We start from the raw sequence: 17,860 nt of genomic DNA, 5'->3' as shown, positions 1-17,860 counted from the left end.
GCAAAAACGCCGCCGTCTCAGCATCAGCACTGAAACAGCGGCGTTCCCCTTTATACGACTTGGAATAGGTAGAATTTTAAGTAATTCGTTTCCGGGACGTTCCAAAGAATGGGATGGTCCGGCGACTGCTGGCGGCCTTCGATTTGACGAAGGTGAACGCCGGCATCTTTCGCGGCATCGTGGAGCATCTGGCGGAAGAGGTCGTCGCGCATGAAGTGGGAGCACGAGCAGGTAGCTAAATAGCCGCCTCGGGGCAAGAGCTTCATGGCTTTCAAGTTGATTTCCTTATAGCCTCGAATGGCGTTGTGCACGGTATGACCGGACTTGGTAAAGGCCGGCGGGTCGAGGATGATGAAATCGTAGTCGCGATTCTTTTGTTCAGCCATCTCGGTCAAGAGGTCGAAGACGTTGGCCTGTTTGGCCGTTACGATCGATTCTAAGCCGTTGCGATGAATATTGGTCGTCGTCATGTCGACGGCTTCTTGAGACACGTCGACGGCGGTGACGCTGGCAGCGCCTCCCTTGGCGGCATTGAGGGCAAAGGCCCCGGTATGGGTAAAGCAGTCGAGGACGTGCTTGCCGGCAGCGATTTTAGCCACGGCCAGACGGTTGTATTTCTGGTCCAGGAAGAACCCCGTCTTCTGACCGTTTTCGACGTCGATGTCGTAGCGAATGCCATTTTCTTCGATGGTCGTTATGACGCTTCCCGGCTGAGGCAGGTAATCGGCTTCGTACCAGCCTTTGTACTGCTCCATGCCGTCCAGTTCGCGGACTTTGACGTCGTTTCGTTCGTAAATGCCGCGGATGGTGACGCCCATGGCCTTCAATTCATCGACCAGGGCCTTGAAGATGATGGGCTTCACCTGGTCCATGCCGTAGCATAAGGTCTGGGCCACGAGGACGTCGGAGTAGCGGTCAACGGTAAGGCCCGGCATTTCATCGGCATCGCCGAAAATGAGGCGGCAGCAGGCAAAGTCCGTTTCGCCCATGACCGTCCGGCGATAGTCAAGGGCGTATTTTACCCGGCGCTGCCAAAAAGCGTCGTCGAAGCGATCGTTGGCATTGCGCGATACGATGCGCACGCGGATTTTAGAGATATCGTTGGCAAAGCCCGTGCCGAGGTAGCGGTCTTTGTCGCTGTAGACGTCGACGATGTCGCCCGTCTTATAGGTCCCGTCGACGCGGGTCACTTCTTCACCATAGACCCAGGGATGGCCCGTTTTGGCAGCCCGTTCCCCTTTTTTGGTCAGATATAATTTTGCGTAAGGTCTCATCAGTCGCGTCCTTTATAAAATGTAATGGCTGAGGTCGACGTTCTGGACGACGTCGTGGAGTTTGCCGGCAACGAATTCTTGGTTGATGACGATGTGTTTTTCATCGATATCGGGCGCTTCATAGGCTACATCTTCGAGGATCTTTTCCAAAATCGTGTGCAGCCGGCGGGCGCCGATGTTTTCCGTTTCGCGGTTGACGCGGTAGGCGTATTCGGCAATGGCATTGATGCCGTCGTCGGTAAATTCCAGGGTCAGGCCTTCCGTTTCGAGGAGGGCCGTATACTGTTTGACCAAGGACTGGCTCGGTTCGGTCAGGATGCGGCGGAAGTCTTCGACGGTCAGCGACTGGAGTTCGACGCGGATCGGGAAACGGCCCTGGAGTTCGGGAATGAGGTCGCTCGGCTTCGATACGTGGAAGGCACCGGCAGCGATAAAGAGGATATGGTCGGTCTTGACCGGACCGTATTTGGTATTGACCGTAGCCCCTTCGACGATGGGCAGGATGTCGCGCTGGACCCCTTCGCGGGATACGTCGGGGCCGTTGGTGCGGCCTTTTTCGGCAATCTTATCGAATTCGTCGATGAAGACGATGCCCGATTCTTCTGTCGCAGCCACGGCCTTATCGACGATGGTGTCCATGTCGAGGCATTTTTCCAGTTCTTCTTCTTTGAAGATTTCCCGAGCCTTGGCAACGGTCATTTTCTTCTTCTTTTTCTTTTTCGGCATGATGCTGCCCAGCATTTCCTGGAAGTTATTCGTCAGTTCTTCCGTCGAATTCCCCGTCAGGATGCCTTGAAAGCCCGGGCTCTGTTCGGCCACTTCGACTTCGATTTCCCGTTCGTCCATCTTATGAGCGCAAATGTCTTCGAGCATCTTTTGACGGCGGTCGGAGTTGCCTTCTTCAAGCTGTTTCGGTTCTTCCTTAGCTTCGTCGTCATCGCTGCCGAAGAAGACGTCCATCGGATTTTTGACCTTTTCGGCCACCGATTTTTTCGGCCAGAAAACCTGCAGGATCCGTTTGTTGGCTTCGGCTTCGGCCTTTTCTTCATAGCGCTGGCTTTCCTGTTCCTGGACCATGCGAATGGCGTTGGCCACGAGGTCGCGGATCATCTGTTCGACGTCGCGGCCGACGTAACCGACTTCGGTGTACTTCGTCGCTTCGACCTTGATGAAAGGCGCGCCAACGAGTTTAGCCAGGCGGCGGGCGATTTCCGTTTTGCCGACGCCCGTCGGGCCGATGAGGAGGATATTCTTAGGGATGATTTCATCCTGCATGGCTTCACTCAGGCGTTTGCGGCGCCAGCGGTTGCGCAGGGCAATGGCCACGGATTTCTTGGCTTCCCCTTGGCCTACGATATATTTGTTCAGTTCCGCCACGATTTGTTTTGGCGTCCATGATGCTTGTTCCATAAAGTACCTCTTTCTTAAATTTCTTCGACAATGACGTTGTGGTTGGTATAGACGCAGATGTCGGCTGCGATGTGCAGGGATTTTTCAGCGATTTCACGAGCTGAAAGATCCGTATTCTGCATGAGGGCTCGCGCCGAAGACAAGGCGTAGTTGCCGCCGGAACCGATGGCTAAGACGCCGTCGTCCGGTTCGATGACTTCGCCGTTACCGGAAATGAGCAGGATACGCTGGCTGTCGGCGACGAGGAGCAGTGCTTCCAGTTTATGGAGAACCTTGTCGGACCGCCATTCTTTGGCCAATTCGACGGCGCTGCGTACCAGGTTGCCGTTGTGTTCGTTCAATTTTTCTTCAAAGTGATCAAAGAGCGTAAAGGCGTCGGCCACGGAGCCGGCAAAGCCGCTGATGATCTTGCCGTGATAGAGGCGGCGAACTTTTTGAGCCGTCCCCTTCATGATGACGGCATTGCCCATGGTGACCTGGCCGTCGCCGGCGATAGCCGTCTTGCCGTCACGCTGAACGGCGCAGATCGTCGTGGCATGAAATTCTGTAGTCATTCCGTTAGACATGAGACATGTCCCCCTTCATTTGTTCAATTTCATCGAGCGCCCGCTGTGCTAAGAGGGCGTTTTTTTCTTTTTTCTTCATGCGTTTCTTGATGCCCAGGGGCTCCATAATGCCGAAGTTGATGTTCATGGGCTGGAAATGCTTATTGGGGCCGCTGGAGATATACTGGCTGAGACCGCCCATGGCCGTCCGCTTGGAGAAGGTCAAGGGATCTTTCTCAGCCAGGAGGCGTGCGGCGTTGATACCGGCTAAGAGGCCCATGGCCGCCGATTCCAAATAACCTTCGACACCGGTTAATTGTCCTGCAAACAACAGATTCGGCTGTTTGCGCAACTGCAGCGTCGGCAGGAGGAGTTCCGGCGAATTGATATAGGAGTTGCGGTGCATGACGCCGTAGCGCACAAATTCGGCGTTTTCCAGGCCGGGAATCATGGAAAAGACCCGTTTCTGTTCCGGGAATTTAAGATGGGTCTGGAAGCCGACGATGTTATATAACGTCGCACTGCCGTTATCCTGGCGCAGCTGAACGACGGCGTACGGGAGTTCCCCTGTATCGGGCAGTTCGAGACCGACGGGTTTCATGGGACCGAAACGCATGGTATCGATGCCGCGGCCAGCCATGACTTCGATGGGCATGCAGCCTTCAAAGACGCTGTCGTCTTTTTCAAAGTCGTGGAGCTTAGCACATTCGGCCGTCGTCAAAGCCTGCCAGAAGGCTTCATATTCTTCCTGCGTAAAGGGGCAGTTCAAGTAATCGGCGCCGCCCTTGCCGTAACGAGCCGCCCGATAGACCTTGTTCATATCGAGGGATTCGACGGTGACAATGGGCGCTGCGGCGTCATGGAAATGGAAGTACCCTTCCCCGGTCAATTTGGCGATGGTGTCGGACAAGGCGTCGCTGGTCAAGGGACCGCTGGCGACGATGCAGATCTGATCCGTCGGGAGCTCGGTCACTTCTTCGTGGCGAATGGTAACCAAGGGATGGGCGGCCAGTTTTTCCGTCACATACTGACTAAAGGGCAGGCGATCGACGGCCAGGGCCCCGCCGGCAGGGACGCGGTTGATATCGGCCGATTCCATGATCAAGGAGCCCAGGCGGCGCATTTCTTCCTTCAAGAGACCGACGGCGTTTTCGATATTGGCTGCCCGCAGAGAGTTGCTGCAGACCAGTTCGGCAAAATATTCCGTATGATGGGCCGGCGACGATTTGACCGGCCGCATTTCGACCAGTTCGACGGGAATGCCACGGTTGACGAGCTGCCAGGCCGCTTCCGATCCGGCCAGGCCGGCGCCGATGATTAAGACACTATTCTTCATTATTATAATGCGGGCAGGGTACGCCAACCTCTTAGGTCGGGGAGAAATGCCCGCATCACCTCACTTTCTTAAAATACTAGAGTTTTAGTAAAATGTATGATATGGTGGTATTGATGAAAGCCCTATAATTTCAGAAAGGCCGGTGAGGAAAATGTCCGACCTAACAAAAACCATAAAACTTCATATCCATGTTACTCCAGAGCAAGAGATGATGTTTCGCAAAATGACGGAACATTATCGTCAGGCCTGCAACTTTGTGTCACAGCACATCTTCGACAACCAATTCAATTTGGCTTACCACAGCCTTAACAAAGAACTGTATCGCGATCTGCGCAGACTGTTTGGGCTGAAGTCACAGCTTGCACAGTCGTCCATCAAGACGACTATCGTTCGATACAAAGCCGTCAAAGGGCAATTCTTCCAAACCCCTTTCAAATACAAGGACAAAGACGGCACCTGGAAATACATCACCAAGACACTCGAATGGCTTTGGAAACCTATATTCTTCAAGCGCCCGCAAGTGGATTTGGTTCGTAACCGCGATTACAGCTTCGTTGATGACGGACAAGCTCTGTCTATCAACACATTGGGAAAACGAGCCCGGTGCCCTTTTGAGGGCAAGCATTTTGCGGAATACCTCAATGGCTCGTGGAATCTCGGTACAGCCAAACTGGTTGAACTAAAAGGTTTGTGGTATCTGCATATTCCTGTTACTAAGGCTGTCGAAGTTTTCCAGAAAGAGAACGTCTGTCACATTGTCGGTATTGACCGTGGTCTGCGTTTTATCACGACCAGCTATGACAATCAAGGTAAGACAGAATTTGTTTCCGGGCAAAAAATTGCGGCCAAAAGACACAAGTTTCTCAAAGTCAGACAGCAGCTTCAATCCAAAGGCACAAAATCTGCAAAGCGTAGGCTCAAAGCCATTTCCGGACGAGAGAACCGTTGGATGTCCGATGTAAATCATCGGATTTCTAAGACACTCGTTACGAAATACGGCAAAGATACGCTGTTTGTGCTGGAAGATTTGACGGGTGTCAGCTTTGAAGCATCGAATCTCTCCCAAACTGCCAAACAGAATTACGACCTGCGGAGCTGGACTTTCTATCAGCTTGAGCAATTTCTGACCTACAAGGCTCACGAAAATCGCTCGGAAGTATTAAAAGTCTCGGCAAAATACACTTCTCAGCGTTGCCCCAAATGCGGCACCATCCATAAAGAGAACCGTGACCCGCACAAGCACCTGTATCGCTGCCAATGCGGCTACCAATCGAATGATGACCGTATCGGAGCCATGAATATCCAGCATCTTGGGACGAGGTGGATTTCCGGAGACAATCACCCTCGTTACGAGAGGATAACAACTGCCTCGGAGTAAATCTCCCCGGCAAAACGGGCATGGTCAACTGCCCGATGATGTAGGCAGAATTAGGGAGACATCTTTAGGATGTCGCAACTACCTATGCTTTTCTGACTTACAAGCTCACTCTTCTGTGAGTGGTTGACTAACTACCTCACCTTTTTTATGGTTTTCACAGTCCCCATTGCTGCAAAAGAGCTTGTCAGGGCCTTTTTTATAATGTTTGACAATCATGATGCTGCCGCACAAGTCGCATTTCTTGTCGACAGGCTGGTTCCAGAGGACGAAGTCGCAGTCCGGATACTGGCTGCATCCGTAAAAGACGCGGCCTCGTTTCGACTTGCGCTTGATGAGCGTCCCCTTGCCGCACTTCGGGCAGGTAATGCCCAAATCTTCGACGATGGCCTTGGTGTTGCGGCATTCCGGGAAGTTGGAGCAGGCCAGGAATTTGCCGAAGCGGCCGAATTTATAGACCATGGGCGACCCGCAGACTTCGCAGATCTGGCCCGATTCCTGCCCGGAAATGGTGACCTTTTCCATCTTCGTTTCGGCCTCGTCCATTTCAGGCTTAAAGATGTCATAAAATTCCTGAAGGACGTGGGGATACGTATCGTCGCCTTGTTCGATGGCGTCGAGGGATTCTTCCATATGGGCCGTAAAGCTGACGTTGATGATGCGGGCAAAGTATTTCTTGAGGAGGTCGACGATGATGACGCCGAGTTCCGTCGGAATGAACTGCTTGTCCTTCTTTTCGACGTAGTTGCGGTTTTGGATCGTGTCCATGATGGGCGCGTAGGTACTCGGCCGGCCGATGCCCTTTTCTTCGAGGGTCTTGATCAGGCTGGCTTCGGTGTAGCGTGCCGGCGGCTGCGTAAAGTGCTGCTGGGGCGTAACGGCCTTGTTATGGACGATGGTATTGGCCGAAATATGGGGCAGTTCGGTCAAGGTCTTATCCTTCTTGGCATCTTCATAGAGCTCCGTAAAGCCCTTGAAGAGGACCTTATAGCCGGCGGCCCGCAGTTCGTACTTGCCGCTTTCAATGACGATGGCCATGTGTTCCGTTTCGACCGATTCCATTTGGCTGGCCAAAAAGCGATTCCAAATCAAGGTATAAAGACGCAATTGGTCCCGCGACAGGAAGTCGGAAACCTTATAGGGCGTCAATTCCAAAGACGTCGGGCGAATGGCTTCGTGGGCATCCTGACTCGACTGCTTGGTCTTATAGACCCGCGGCTTTTCAGGGACGTATTCAGCACCGTAGTTAGCCGTAATAAAGTCCCGCGCCGCCTGGACCATGTCGTCGTTGATGCGGACCGAGTCGGTACGCATGTAGGTGATGAGGCCGACGTGGCCCTGGTCGCCCATATCGAGGCCTTCATAGAGCTGCTGGGCCAGCATCATCGTCTTCTTGGCGCCGAAATTGAGCTTGCCGACGCATTCCTGCTGCATCGTCGACGTCGTAAACGGCGGTTGCGGCTGACGTTTACGCTTGCGTTTTTCGACTTTTACAATCTTATCGGGGTCCTGCGTTTCGCCGCGGCTTTCCCAACTAAGGTCGTGAGCAATGGTCTTGGCCTCGTCTTCATGCTGGATTTCAGCCTTCTTGCCGTCGATCTTGGTCAGTTCCGTCGGAAGGGTCAGGCCGTCTTCCGTCTGGTAGGTCCCGCTGACGGTCCAATATTCTTCGGGGACGAAGGCTTTGATGGCCTCTTCTCGTTCGCAAATTAAACGGACGGCAACGGACTGAACGCGGCCGGCACTGAGGCCCTTACAGACCTTTTTCCAGAGCAGCGGGCTTAATTTATAGCCCACGATGCGGTCCAAGATGCGGCGGGCCTGCTGGGCGTCGACCTTCTTAATGTCGATGGCTTCCGGCTTCTTGATGGCTTCGAGAATCGCTTTTTTCGTGATTTCGTGGAACATGATGCGGCATTTGTCCTTCGGATCGATGTCCAACAAATGGGCCAAATGCCAGGAAATGGCTTCGCCTTCGCGGTCCGGGTCAGTTGCCAGAAAGACTTTTTTCGAGCGGACGTATTCTTCCTGCAAGTCGTCGATGAGTTTGCGCTTATCCCACATATTGGTATAGGTCGGCACGAAACCTTCTTCGATGTTGACGCCGAACTGGTTGCGCGGCAAGTCGCGCAGGTGTCCGCGGCTGGCCATGACCTTATAGCCGCTGCCGAGGAACCGTTCGATAGTCTTGGCCTTGGCCGGCGATTCGACGATGACCAGGTTCTTAGCATTCTTAGGAAGCTTGTCGAGCTTCTTCAGAGGCTCTTTCTTGGGAAGGTTGACCGTGCCCCGGATGACGGTCTTTTCACCGTCGCCCTTCTTTTTACGACCCTTCTTCTTTTTTGAATCGTCTATGATAATCGTGCGTTTAATGGGAAATTCTAACATCTATCTTTAATCCTGCCTCTCGCTGTACACGAAATTGTGAAAAATCTATTTAAACTATTTCTCATAATACACTATTCGCCGCGACCTTTCAAGCGTCGGTCCCTTATATACATTATAATGGCGTAATGTCTTGGTAAAGAAATCCGCAGCTTCAGGCCGAATCCCCCCTCTTTTCCACCCCTTTCGCCAACATGCTAAAAAGACAGCCTTGCAACCGAGTCGCAAAGACTGCCTTTCTGTTCCTTCCTATGGTATGATACGGAGAGGATGGAAGGAAAAATTATTTTCTTGTGGTTCCGATGTGGGCGAGGATGGCATCAGTCATGGTCTTCGTATCGGCTTTTTTGAAGCCCTCTTTATAGAGGTCCGCCGTGCGCCAGCCCTCTTCGAGAGCAGCGTCGACAGCATCTTCGATAAGGGCTGCCCCTTCTTCTTCACCAAAGGAGTAACGCAGCAGCATGGCCGCCGACAAGATGGTGGCGCAGGGATTGGCAATACCCTTGCCTGCAATGTCCGGCGCCGAACCGTGGATTGGTTCGTAGAGGCTGGTCAATTCCCCGATGGACGCCGACGGCATCATGCCGATGGAACCGCCGAGGACGGCCGCTTCGTCACTCAAGATGTCGCCGAAGAGGTTGCCCGTAACGATGACGTCGAACTGTTTCGGATTGAGGGCCAGCTGCATGGCGCAGTTGTCGACATAAAAATGATTCAAGGCGACCGACGGATAATCTTTGGCCACGTCGATCATGGTGCGCCGCCACAGGCGGGACGTAGCCAGGACGTTGGCCTTATCGACGGAGGTCACCTTGCCCCGCCGTTTTTGGGCGGCCTTCATAGCAAAGGTGCCGATGCGCCTAACTTCAGGGACGCTGTAATTTTCAAGGTCCCAGGCCCGTTCGACACCGTTATGGATTTCCGATTCGCAGCGGTCACCAAAGTAGATGCCGCCCACGAGTTCGCGGACGATGAGGACGTCGGTACCGGTGACGATATCGGCCTTTAAGGGCGAATATTCCGCTAAGACCGGGGGAACCTTGACGGGACGCAGATTGACGTAGAGACCGAGGGCTTTCCGAAGGCCCAGGACAGCCTGTTCCGGCCGCAGGGTCGGTTCGACGTCGTCCCATTGATCGCCGCCGACGGCGCCAAAGAGGATGGCATCAGCCTTTTTAGCCGCTTCTACCGTTTCCTTAGGAAGGGGAGTGCCGCAGGCGTCGTAAGCCGTACCGCCGGCCATCTGTCGTTCAAAGGTCAGGCCCAACCGGCAGACCTCGTCTACTTTTTTCAGTACCCGCACGGCGCTGGCCGTGATTTCTTCCCCGATGCCGTCGCCGGGGATGACGACGATGTGTTTACTCATGAGCCTCTGCCCCCTTGATATAATTGATTAAGCCTCCGGCAGCGGCAATGTCCTGAATGAAGCCCGGCAGGGGCCGTGCCTGAAAGGTATCTCCCGTCGTCACATCGACGATTGATCCCTTGGCAATATCGACTTCGACGACGTCGCCGGCCTTGATGGCCTTTACGGCATCGCCGATTTCAAGGACCGGCAGGCCGACGTTGATGGCGTTGCGGTAAAAGATGCGGGCAAAGCTGGCGGCGATGATGACCGGAATGCCCGAAGCTTTAATGGCAATGGGAGCGTGTTCTCGCGACGAGCCGCAGCCAAAGTTGTGGCCGCCGACCATGATGTCGCCTTGCTGCACCTTTCCGGCAAAGGTTTCGTCGATGTCGACCATGCAGTGGGACGCCAATTCTTTCGGATCAAAACTATTTAAATAACGGGCCGGAATAATGACATCCGTATCAATATTATCGCCGTAGCGCCATACTTTTCCTTCTAACACCATCTTATCGTACCTCCTTGGGAGCGGCAATCCTGCCGAGAATAGCACTGGCTGCCGCAACCTGCGGACCTGCCAGATAGACTTCACTGTCGACGTGGCCCATGCGGCCGCGGAAATTCCGGTTCGTCGTCGAAACGCAGCGTTCACCGGCGGCGAGGATGCCCATGTAACCGCCAAGACAGGGCCCGCAGGTCGGCGTCGATACAGCGCAGCCTGCTGTAATGAACGTTTCAATATAGCCTTTTTTCATGGCCTCCATGTAGACTGACTGGCTGCCGGGAATGACAATGCAGCGGACGTCGGGATGAACGCTGCGGCCTTTAAAGATTTCGGCGGCAATGCGCAGGTCCTCGAGGCGGCCGTTCGTGCAGGAGCCGATGACGACCTGGTCGATCTTGATGTCACCAAAGGTACCGACGACCTTGGTATTTTCCGGCAGATGCGGGAAGGCGACGACAGGCTGTAATTTCGACAAGTCGATGTCTACGGTCCGGCAGTACTTGGCGTCATCGTCGGCCGTAACGACTTCGTAAGCGTCGGCAAAGCGCCCTTTTTCATAGGCCAGGGTCTGTTCATCGACGGGGAAAATGCCGTTTTTGGCGCCCCCTTCAATGGCCATGTTAGAAATGGTAAAGCGGTCGGTCATGTCGAGAGAAGCTACACCGGGTCCCGTAAATTCTAAGGACTTATAGAGAGCGCCGTCGACACCGATCATACCGATGAGGGTCAGCATGACGTCTTTCCCGGTGATGTCTTCCGGTTTTTCGCCGGTCAGGCGGACCTGAATGGCATCGGGGACCTTAAACCAAGCCTTGCCGGTGGCCATGGCGACGCCGAGGTCCGTCGAGCCGACGCCCGTCGAAAAGCCGCCCAGAGCCCCATAGGTACAGGTGTGCGAATCGGCGCCGACAGTCACCATACCGGGACCTACGATGCCCTGTTCCGGCAGGAGGACGTGTTCGATGCCGACACGGCCGACTTCAAAGTAATGGGTGATTTCATGTTCCTTGGCAAAGTCGCGGACAATCTTGGCCAGCCCTGCCGATTTGATGTCCTTATTAGGCGTAAAATGGTCAGGCACCAAGGCAATCTTGGTCTTATCAAAGACGGGTCGGCCTATTTTCTTAAATTCAGCAATGGCCGGCGGTGCCGTAATATCATTGGCCAGCACCATATCGACGCTGCATACAATTAAATCTCCCGCCTCTACAGACGGCACGCCAGCATGCTTGGCTAAAATCTTTTGGGTCATAGTCATTCCCATCATCTATACACTCCTTAAAAATCCTGTTTTTCGGGAAACGCTGTCATTTCTCGAAATGGATGAATATTCAAAAAAACGCAGAATTCTAAAATAGGATCAATGTTGGCTGGCAGCCGCCTTAAAGGCAGCTACTTCTGTTGGGGCCGAGGCGAAGTGACGAAAGCGAACGCGCTGATCCATGCCTTCCATGCGATTGACAGCCGTCACGAAGGCCCGAATGGAGGCCGTCATCGTATCGGTATCGATACCGGCGCCCCACGTCGTCTGCCCCGTTTTATCGGTCAGGCCGAAGTAGGCAATGCCCCGGGAATCGGAATCACCGTCGAGGTCATGTTCGCTGTAGACGAGGTTTTCAAACTCGATGCCGTAGGCCTTACAGATGGCGTTGCTGACGGCATTTAATTGACCGTTGCCGTCGCCTTGGAGGACGATTTCTTCGCCATTGGCCCGGACCAGGACCGTGCCGATCCAGCGGTTGCCCTTCTTCTGCAGGGAAAAGTCTTCGACTTTCAGCGGGCTTTCCGTATTGAGGTAATGTTTCTGGAATACGTCGTAAATTTCATGAGGCTTCAATTCCTGATGAGCGTGGTCGGACACTTCTTTTACGAAGTAACTGAAGTCTTCGCGCATCTTCTTGGGCATGGCGATGCCGTAGTGCTGCTCCATGATAAAGCCGATGCCGCCCTTGCCGGACTGGCTGTTGATGCGGATGACGTCGGCATCATAGGTCCGACCGATATCGTGGGGATCGATGTAGAGGTAGGGGCAGTTCCAGTAGGGCTGATGCTGTTCGGCCCGATAATGCATGCCTTTGGCAATGGCATCCTGATGAGATCCCGAGAAGGCGGCAAAGACCAGTTTCCCGGCGTAAGGCTGACGAGGGTGGACTTCCATGCGTGTCACCCGTTCATACGTATCGACGAGGTCTGTCATGTGGGAAAAATCGAGGCCCGGATCGACGCCGAGAGCATACATGTTCATGCCGATGGTCACGATATCGGCATTGCCCGTCCGTTCGCCGTTGCCAAATAAGGTCCCTTCCACGCGGTCAGCCCCGGCCAGGATGGCCATTTCGGCATCGGCCACGCCGGTCCCCCGATCGTTATGGGGATGGACCGACAAGACGACGTTGTCGCGGTATTTCAGGTTCTGCGAGATATAGGCGATTTGCGAGGCAAAGACGTGAGGCATGGACATCTGCACCGTCGACGGCAAATTGATGATGGCCTTGCGGTCGGCCGTCGGCTGCCAAACGTCGAGGACGGCGTTGCAAACGTCGAGGGCGTATTCCGGTTCCGTCCCGGTAAAGCTTTCCGGCGAATATTCGAAGCGGTAGTCGGCGCCGGCTTCTTCCGTCAGTTTTTTCAGTAAGGCCGCCCCTTCGACGGCAATCTGCTTGATTTCTTCCTTCGATTTATGGAAGACCTGCTGGCGCTGGGCAAAGGACGTCGAGTTATAGACGTGGACGATGGCATGCTTAACGCCCTTCAAGGCTTCAAAGGTCCGGCGGATGATGTGCTCCCGCGCCTGGGTCAGGACCTGGACGGTGACGTCGTCGGGAATCAAATTATGATCGACTAAGTAGCGCAGGAATTCGAATTCCGTTTCCGATGCTGCCGGGAAGCCGACTTCGATTTCCTTAAAGCCCATGGCGACCAAGACCTTGTAAAATTCAACTTTTTCTTCTAAACTCATAGGGATGATAAGGGCCTGATTGCCGTCGCGCAAGTCGACGCTGCACCAGACCGGTGCCTGTTCGGGATACTCCCGCTGAGTCCAAGACATATCGACGACGGGCGGCATAAAATAACCTTTTTGATAATGTTCTACGTGTTCCATGGTCATCACTCCTATGATTATGAAATAAATTAAAAACAACTCATTACACAATCAAAATAAAAAAAATCTTCCACCTCCAAAGAGACGAAAGATTTCACTTGCGCGTTACCACTCTAATTCCTATGCTTCCATAGGCACTCTACAGGTACGGACTTTAGGTCGATACCCTCCTGTCTGTTAACGGCCAGGCCCCGGCTCCACCTACTCCTTTTGTTTCAGCGAGCTGCTTAGAGAGGAGTTCCGTTCCATGCCGCTGCTGCCTCGCACCTGCCGACAGCTCTCTGTAAGCTTTCTGGAACCTACTAGTTCTCTTCAACGCATTTTTATTTTGGATTGTTTTGTTGATGGTTCGTATCTTACCACCATCATGTCTGTTTGGCAAGGCTTTTTTCAAAATATTTTAAAGTTAAACGTCAAACTTATGTTAATAATTTCTAAATGATTCTAGTTTAACGTTTATCTTGAAACAAGTTGCTTAAAAGGTACCTTCCCGCCCGGAAACAAGACCGGCCCTATCTTTTTTCAATCATTAATGCTATAATAAATAAGTTACACAACAAGGAGGAAGTACATGTTAGAGAAATTCCAAAATTTAAATATCAGCGAAGTCATTATCCGTGCCCTGAACGAAATGGGTTTTGAAGAACCGACGCCGATCCAGTCCGAATCGATTCCCGTCGCCATGAGCGGCTCCGACATGATTGGCCAGGCCCAGACCGGTACCGGTAAGACCGCTGCCTACGGCATTCCTGTCCTGGAAAAAATATTGAAGGCCGAACCTTCCAAAGAAATTCAGACCGTCGTCTTATCCCCGACCCGTGAACTCGCCATGCAGGTCGCCGAAGAACTGAACCACTTGGCTCAATTCACCAACATTCAGGCCCTGCCTATTTACGGCGGTCAAGATATGGAACGCCAGCTGCGCCGCCTGCGGAAAAGCCCGCAGATCATCGTCGCCACCCCGGGCCGCCTCATCGACCACATGAAACGCGGCACCATCGACTTGAGCCACATTGCGACCATCGTCCTCGACGAAGCCGATGAAATGCTGGACATGGGCTTTATCGATGACATCAACCTCATCATGGCAGCGACCCCAAACACGCGCCAGACCCTGCTCTTCTCGGCTACCATGCCGAAACCGATCCGACAATTGGCCGAAACCTTCCTTCACGACCCCCTCATGATTCGCATGAAGACCAAAGAAGTCACCATGGACCTCATCGAACAGTCTTACATCGAAGTACCGGATCGCCAGAAGTTCGACATCCTCTGCCGTCTCCTCGACCTGCAGGAACCGGATTTGGCCATCATCTTCGTCCGCACCAAACGCCGCGTCGACGAAGTCTCAGAAGCCTTAAAGAAACGCGGCTACTCGTCAGAAGGCATCCACGGCGACCTGACCCAGGCTAAGCGCGACACCGTCATCCGCCAGTTCCGTGAAAAGACCATCGATATCTTGGTCGCTACCGACGTCGCCGCCCGCGGCCTCGATATCAGCGGTGTCACCCACGTCTTCAACTACGACCTGCCCCAGGACCCGGAAAGCTACGTTCATCGCGTCGGCCGTACCGGTCGTGCCGGCCAGAGCGGCGAAGCTACGACCTTCGTCATTCCCCGTGAAATGGAACACCTGCGCACTATCGAACGCCTCATTAAGCGCAGCATCGCCCGCCGCAAAGCACCGACCTTCTCCGAAGCCTTAGAAGGCGCCCAGCAGGCAGCCATCCGCAACCTGGCCGCTACCGCAGAAGAAGGCAACTTCGGAAGCTATAAAGAAAATGCCGAAGAACTCCTGGCAAACTACGACTCGGCGTCCCTCGTTGCAGCCGCTATCAAGCTGCTCACGAAAGAACCGGACACGACGCCCGTCAAGATTACCGAAGAAGCCCCTCTCCGCGTCCATCGCAGCCGCCAAGGGAAAAATAATCGCGACCGCAACTATCGCCGCAACGACCGCAATCGGAAAGACCGCCGCAACGGAAAAGAAGACGGCCAAGAACGAGGCGAACGCCGTCGTCACTTCGCTCCGAAAAATCGCGACTCCAATAACCACGGCACCTTCCGTAACAACCAGCGCTCCGAAAAAAAACAACATAAAGAACCGAATCGTTCCGTGTTTAAGCCTTACTTCAAAGACTGATTCGAGCATAGAAATACCCTCCCTACCGGTGTAGAGAGGGTATTCTTTTTGCCAGTTTCGATTCACGCGCCCATGAAGGGTGCAACGAGCCGATAAAGCTGAATGAGCAAATTATTCGAGTTTCAATCCACGCACCCATGGAGGGTGCGACTCGGCATCGCAATTGACAGGGAATCGTTCATGTAGTTTCAATCCACGCACCCATGAAGGGTATGACCATAGTATTATACTCACACGATACTTATTATGTGGGCTTTTTATCTTCCGAAAACTTTTACCGTCCCCTCCTTGTGCGTAAGATAGGATACATATAAACAAGTAACGGCCATTGCTGCAACCGTGATAGCTCCTTGCCAGTCCGGCATATTTCCAAAACCATATTTTCCAACTCCCAGGAACAAGCTAATGGCTGATACAATTACGACGAATGCCGACAACGCATATACTACTTTGTCACGGTGCGACGGTGCTACCCAAACGGAAGTGGCCAGTGCAAACATGGTAGCAAGTATCCCTTCAACAACGATGGAACAAAATGCATAGAGAAAGCCCGTCGTCCCGGCAAAGATTAAAATGAGTGCTAGGGCAATAAAACGAACAAGGCCATAAGAAACAATAAAAGACGGTAAAACAAGTATCCAACGCAGAACGTTCATAATAACACCTTCCTATATCCTTCAATACATCTACATAATAACTGATGAGTTTCCTTGTATGTCATAATCCCCCTTATTTATTGGTATCACTTGCAGTAGACGTTCATCGACGTTATAACAATCCGACAACAAATGCACAAGGTAAATGTTTCAATCCATGAACTTATGGATAAAGAACATCGACACTTACTTCGCGAGTTGTAGTGCTGTTTCATCCATTTTATCTTTTGCCCAATCCATCTTGCTTTTTGGAACAGGGATGAATGTTGTTATTGCAAAATCAAGGATAAGTAAAATTGCTGCATAATACCATTTATACTGATAAGCTATGAAGATAAGAATAGCAAAGTCAATGACTTGAGGTATCCTACGGAACTTGTACCATTTTGACAGCGGGCAAACAATTGGCCTGAAATCAAAGGGTAACATAAGCGCCCGTTGTATATCAAGTACAGCTCGTTGAGTCAGATAAGCTTGTACAGTGAAGAAATCAACAATAAAGTATAAGACAATCAGTTCAATCATTTGTTTCAACCTCCTTCTATGCATCGAAATAATACCTAATGTATTTCCTTGATCATAGCTGCTTCAATCCACGCACCCATGGAGGGTGCGACCCTTCATTATTGAGTTGCTCCCGAACTGCTAACTGTTTCAATCCACGCACCCCTGAGAGTGCGACACGTTCTTCTTGGCATAATCCATCTGACCACTGTCGTTTCAATCCACACACCCATGAAGGGTGCGACCATTATCACATCTTCCGCGTCCATCGGGTCACGGTTTCAATCCACGCACCCATGAAGGGTGCGACCGAAGCTGCCTACAATGCAGGACCCGGACGAATCGTTTCAATCCACGCACCCATGAAGGGTGCGACGGCATGAAATGATGAGATACGGTAGATTAACTGTTTCAATCCACGCACCCATGAAGGGTGCGACTATTATCTCTCAGTGTAATCACTCCTTAATCAACGTTTCAATCCACGCACCCATGAAGGGTGCGACTATGGATCGGGCGTAAAATGGAGCGTACAAAACGTTTCAATCCACGCACCCATGAAGGGTGCGACCTTCTGCGGGATCATCGGCACCAACACCACGCCGTCGTTTCAATCCACGCACCCATGAAGGGTGCGACGCACTGTTAGTCGGAAGCCCGGTTTAGCCGTGTCCGTTTCAATCCACGCACCCATGAAGGGTGCGACTTTATATTGCCCTCGTTAGGAGTAGAGCGCATTGCAGTTTCAATCCACGCACCCATGAAGGGTGCGACCCAAGGCCGCCAGCACCAGCCAGTCAGTCGCGGCGTTTCAATCCACGCACCCATGAAGGGTGCGACTTTATCGGATTCCAAATCGTTTGTCGCCATATCGTTTCAATCCACGCACCCATGAAGGGTGCGACTTTCATTTTCGATCATCCTTTTCCGGGGCTTTCAATGTTTCAATCCACGCACCCATGAAGGGTGCGACTATTGATGGTGACCAGTCAGTTTCGGGAAATCAGTTTCAATCCACGCACCCATGAAGGGTGCGACCCGCCGGCACTCTTAACCTCAGCCGTCCCGCCGAGTTTCAATCCACGCACCCATGAAGGGTGCGACGACTGGTCAGAGCGGAAACCCCAAAACGGATTATGTTTCAATCCACGCACCCATGAAGGGTGCGACTTCTGCTATAACCATAAGCCCATTAGATTCAGGGCGTTTCAATCCACGCACCCATGAAGGGTGCGACGGTCAACACAACACAGTAACTATTAGAGAAGCATGTTTC

13 protein-coding genes, 1 CRISPR repeat array and 1 other annotated feature (1 of these 15 cut by a window edge) are annotated in these 17,860 nt (G+C 52.7%); of the genes, 2 read left to right on the top strand and 11 right to left on the bottom strand.

The window, feature by feature from the left end; all coding sequences use genetic code 11:
- Positions 1-50: 50 nt before the first annotated feature.
- From UCI88_RS07275 to trmFO, 4 genes are read right to left on the bottom strand one after another with little or no spacing between them, the layout of a single operon-like run.
- Entirely contained in the window at positions 51-1,274 is a 1,224-nt protein-coding gene (locus UCI88_RS07275; protein ID WP_044503668.1) for a class I SAM-dependent rRNA methyltransferase, read from the bottom strand.
- A gap of 12 nt (positions 1,275-1,286) precedes the next feature.
- Entirely contained in the window at positions 1,287-2,684 is a 1,398-nt protein-coding gene (hslU, locus tag UCI88_RS07270) for an ATP-dependent protease ATPase subunit HslU (RefSeq protein WP_256179273.1), read from the bottom strand.
- A gap of 14 nt (positions 2,685-2,698) precedes the next feature.
- The gene (gene hslV / locus UCI88_RS07265) at positions 2,699-3,238 is read right to left on the bottom strand and encodes an ATP-dependent protease subunit HslV (RefSeq protein WP_083122209.1); all 540 of its coding nucleotides are present in this window, start codon (positions 3,236-3,238) and stop codon (positions 2,699-2,701) included.
- Between the two features lie 4 nt (positions 3,239-3,242).
- Entirely contained in the window at positions 3,243-4,565 is a 1,323-nt protein-coding gene (gene trmFO / locus UCI88_RS07260; protein ID WP_256179274.1) for a methylenetetrahydrofolate--tRNA-(uracil(54)-C(5))-methyltransferase (FADH(2)-oxidizing) TrmFO, read from the bottom strand.
- Between the two features lie 151 nt (positions 4,566-4,716).
- On the opposite strand from trmFO, the gene UCI88_RS07255 reads away from it, so the two are divergent.
- Positions 4,717-5,943 carry a transposase gene (locus UCI88_RS07255; RefSeq protein ID WP_256179275.1) on the top strand — a complete coding sequence of 409 codons (1,227 nt, stop codon included), beginning with the start codon at positions 4,717-4,719 and terminating at the stop codon, positions 5,941-5,943.
- Between the two features lie 105 nt (positions 5,944-6,048).
- Here UCI88_RS07255 and topA read toward each other — a convergent pair whose 3' ends face one another.
- The 5 genes from topA to UCI88_RS07230 all read right to left on the bottom strand — a co-directional run bounded on the left by topA (position 6,049) and on the right by UCI88_RS07230 (position 13,281).
- Positions 6,049-8,328: a type I DNA topoisomerase gene (topA, locus tag UCI88_RS07250; protein WP_256179276.1), complete on the bottom strand. Its 2,280-nt coding sequence runs from the start codon at positions 8,326-8,328 to the stop codon at positions 6,049-6,051.
- 280 nt (positions 8,329-8,608) lie between these two features.
- Positions 8,609-9,691, bottom strand: coding sequence for a 3-isopropylmalate dehydrogenase (leuB, locus tag UCI88_RS07245; RefSeq protein WP_256179277.1), 1,083 nt, complete (start codon positions 9,689-9,691; stop codon positions 8,609-8,611).
- Positions 9,684-10,181 (bottom strand): 3-isopropylmalate dehydratase small subunit, encoded by a 498-nt coding sequence (locus UCI88_RS07240; protein WP_044503662.1) that lies wholly within the window; start codon positions 10,179-10,181, stop codon positions 9,684-9,686. Before UCI88_RS07240 ends, leuB begins: the two co-directional genes overlap by 8 nt.
- 1 nt (position 10,182) lies before the next feature.
- Complete coding sequence (leuC, locus tag UCI88_RS07235; RefSeq protein WP_256179399.1) at positions 10,183-11,442, bottom strand: 3-isopropylmalate dehydratase large subunit; 1,260 nt, start codon at positions 11,440-11,442, stop codon at positions 10,183-10,185.
- A 96-nt stretch (positions 11,443-11,538) separates the two neighbouring features.
- Positions 11,539-13,281, bottom strand: a complete 1,743-nt coding sequence (locus tag UCI88_RS07230) for a 2-isopropylmalate synthase (protein ID WP_256179278.1) — start codon at positions 13,279-13,281, stop codon at positions 11,539-11,541.
- Positions 13,282-13,358: 77 nt separating this feature from the next.
- Positions 13,359-13,606: a binding site (T-box leader), on the bottom strand.
- 246 nt (positions 13,607-13,852) lie between these two features.
- Between UCI88_RS07230 and UCI88_RS07225 the strand changes: the two genes are divergently transcribed.
- Positions 13,853-15,424, top strand: coding sequence for a DEAD/DEAH box helicase (locus tag UCI88_RS07225; RefSeq protein WP_044503659.1), 1,572 nt, complete (start codon positions 13,853-13,855; stop codon positions 15,422-15,424).
- Between the two features lie 257 nt (positions 15,425-15,681).
- Here UCI88_RS07225 and UCI88_RS07220 read toward each other — a convergent pair whose 3' ends face one another.
- Both UCI88_RS07220 and UCI88_RS07215 read right to left on the bottom strand, forming a co-directional pair.
- On the bottom strand, positions 15,682-16,080 hold the full coding sequence (locus UCI88_RS07220) for a hypothetical protein (protein WP_256179279.1): 399 nt from the start codon (positions 16,078-16,080) through the stop codon (positions 15,682-15,684).
- A 186-nt stretch (positions 16,081-16,266) separates the two neighbouring features.
- Positions 16,267-16,605: a hypothetical protein gene (locus UCI88_RS07215; RefSeq protein ID WP_225069333.1), complete on the bottom strand. Its 339-nt coding sequence runs from the start codon at positions 16,603-16,605 to the stop codon at positions 16,267-16,269.
- A gap of 192 nt (positions 16,606-16,797) precedes the next feature.
- Positions 16,798-17,860: direct repeats of the CRISPR family, unit length 32 nt; unit sequence GTTTCAATCCACGCACCCATGAAGGGTGCGAC; it runs 27 nt beyond the window's last position.

The sequence above is a fragment of the Megasphaera massiliensis genome (assembly GCF_036305205.1).
Taxonomy (GTDB): Bacteria; Bacillota; Negativicutes; order Veillonellales; family Megasphaeraceae; genus Megasphaera; species Megasphaera massiliensis.
The sequence above is the reverse complement of the archived record's forward strand: the minus strand, read 5'-3'. Positions and strand labels throughout refer to the sequence as shown.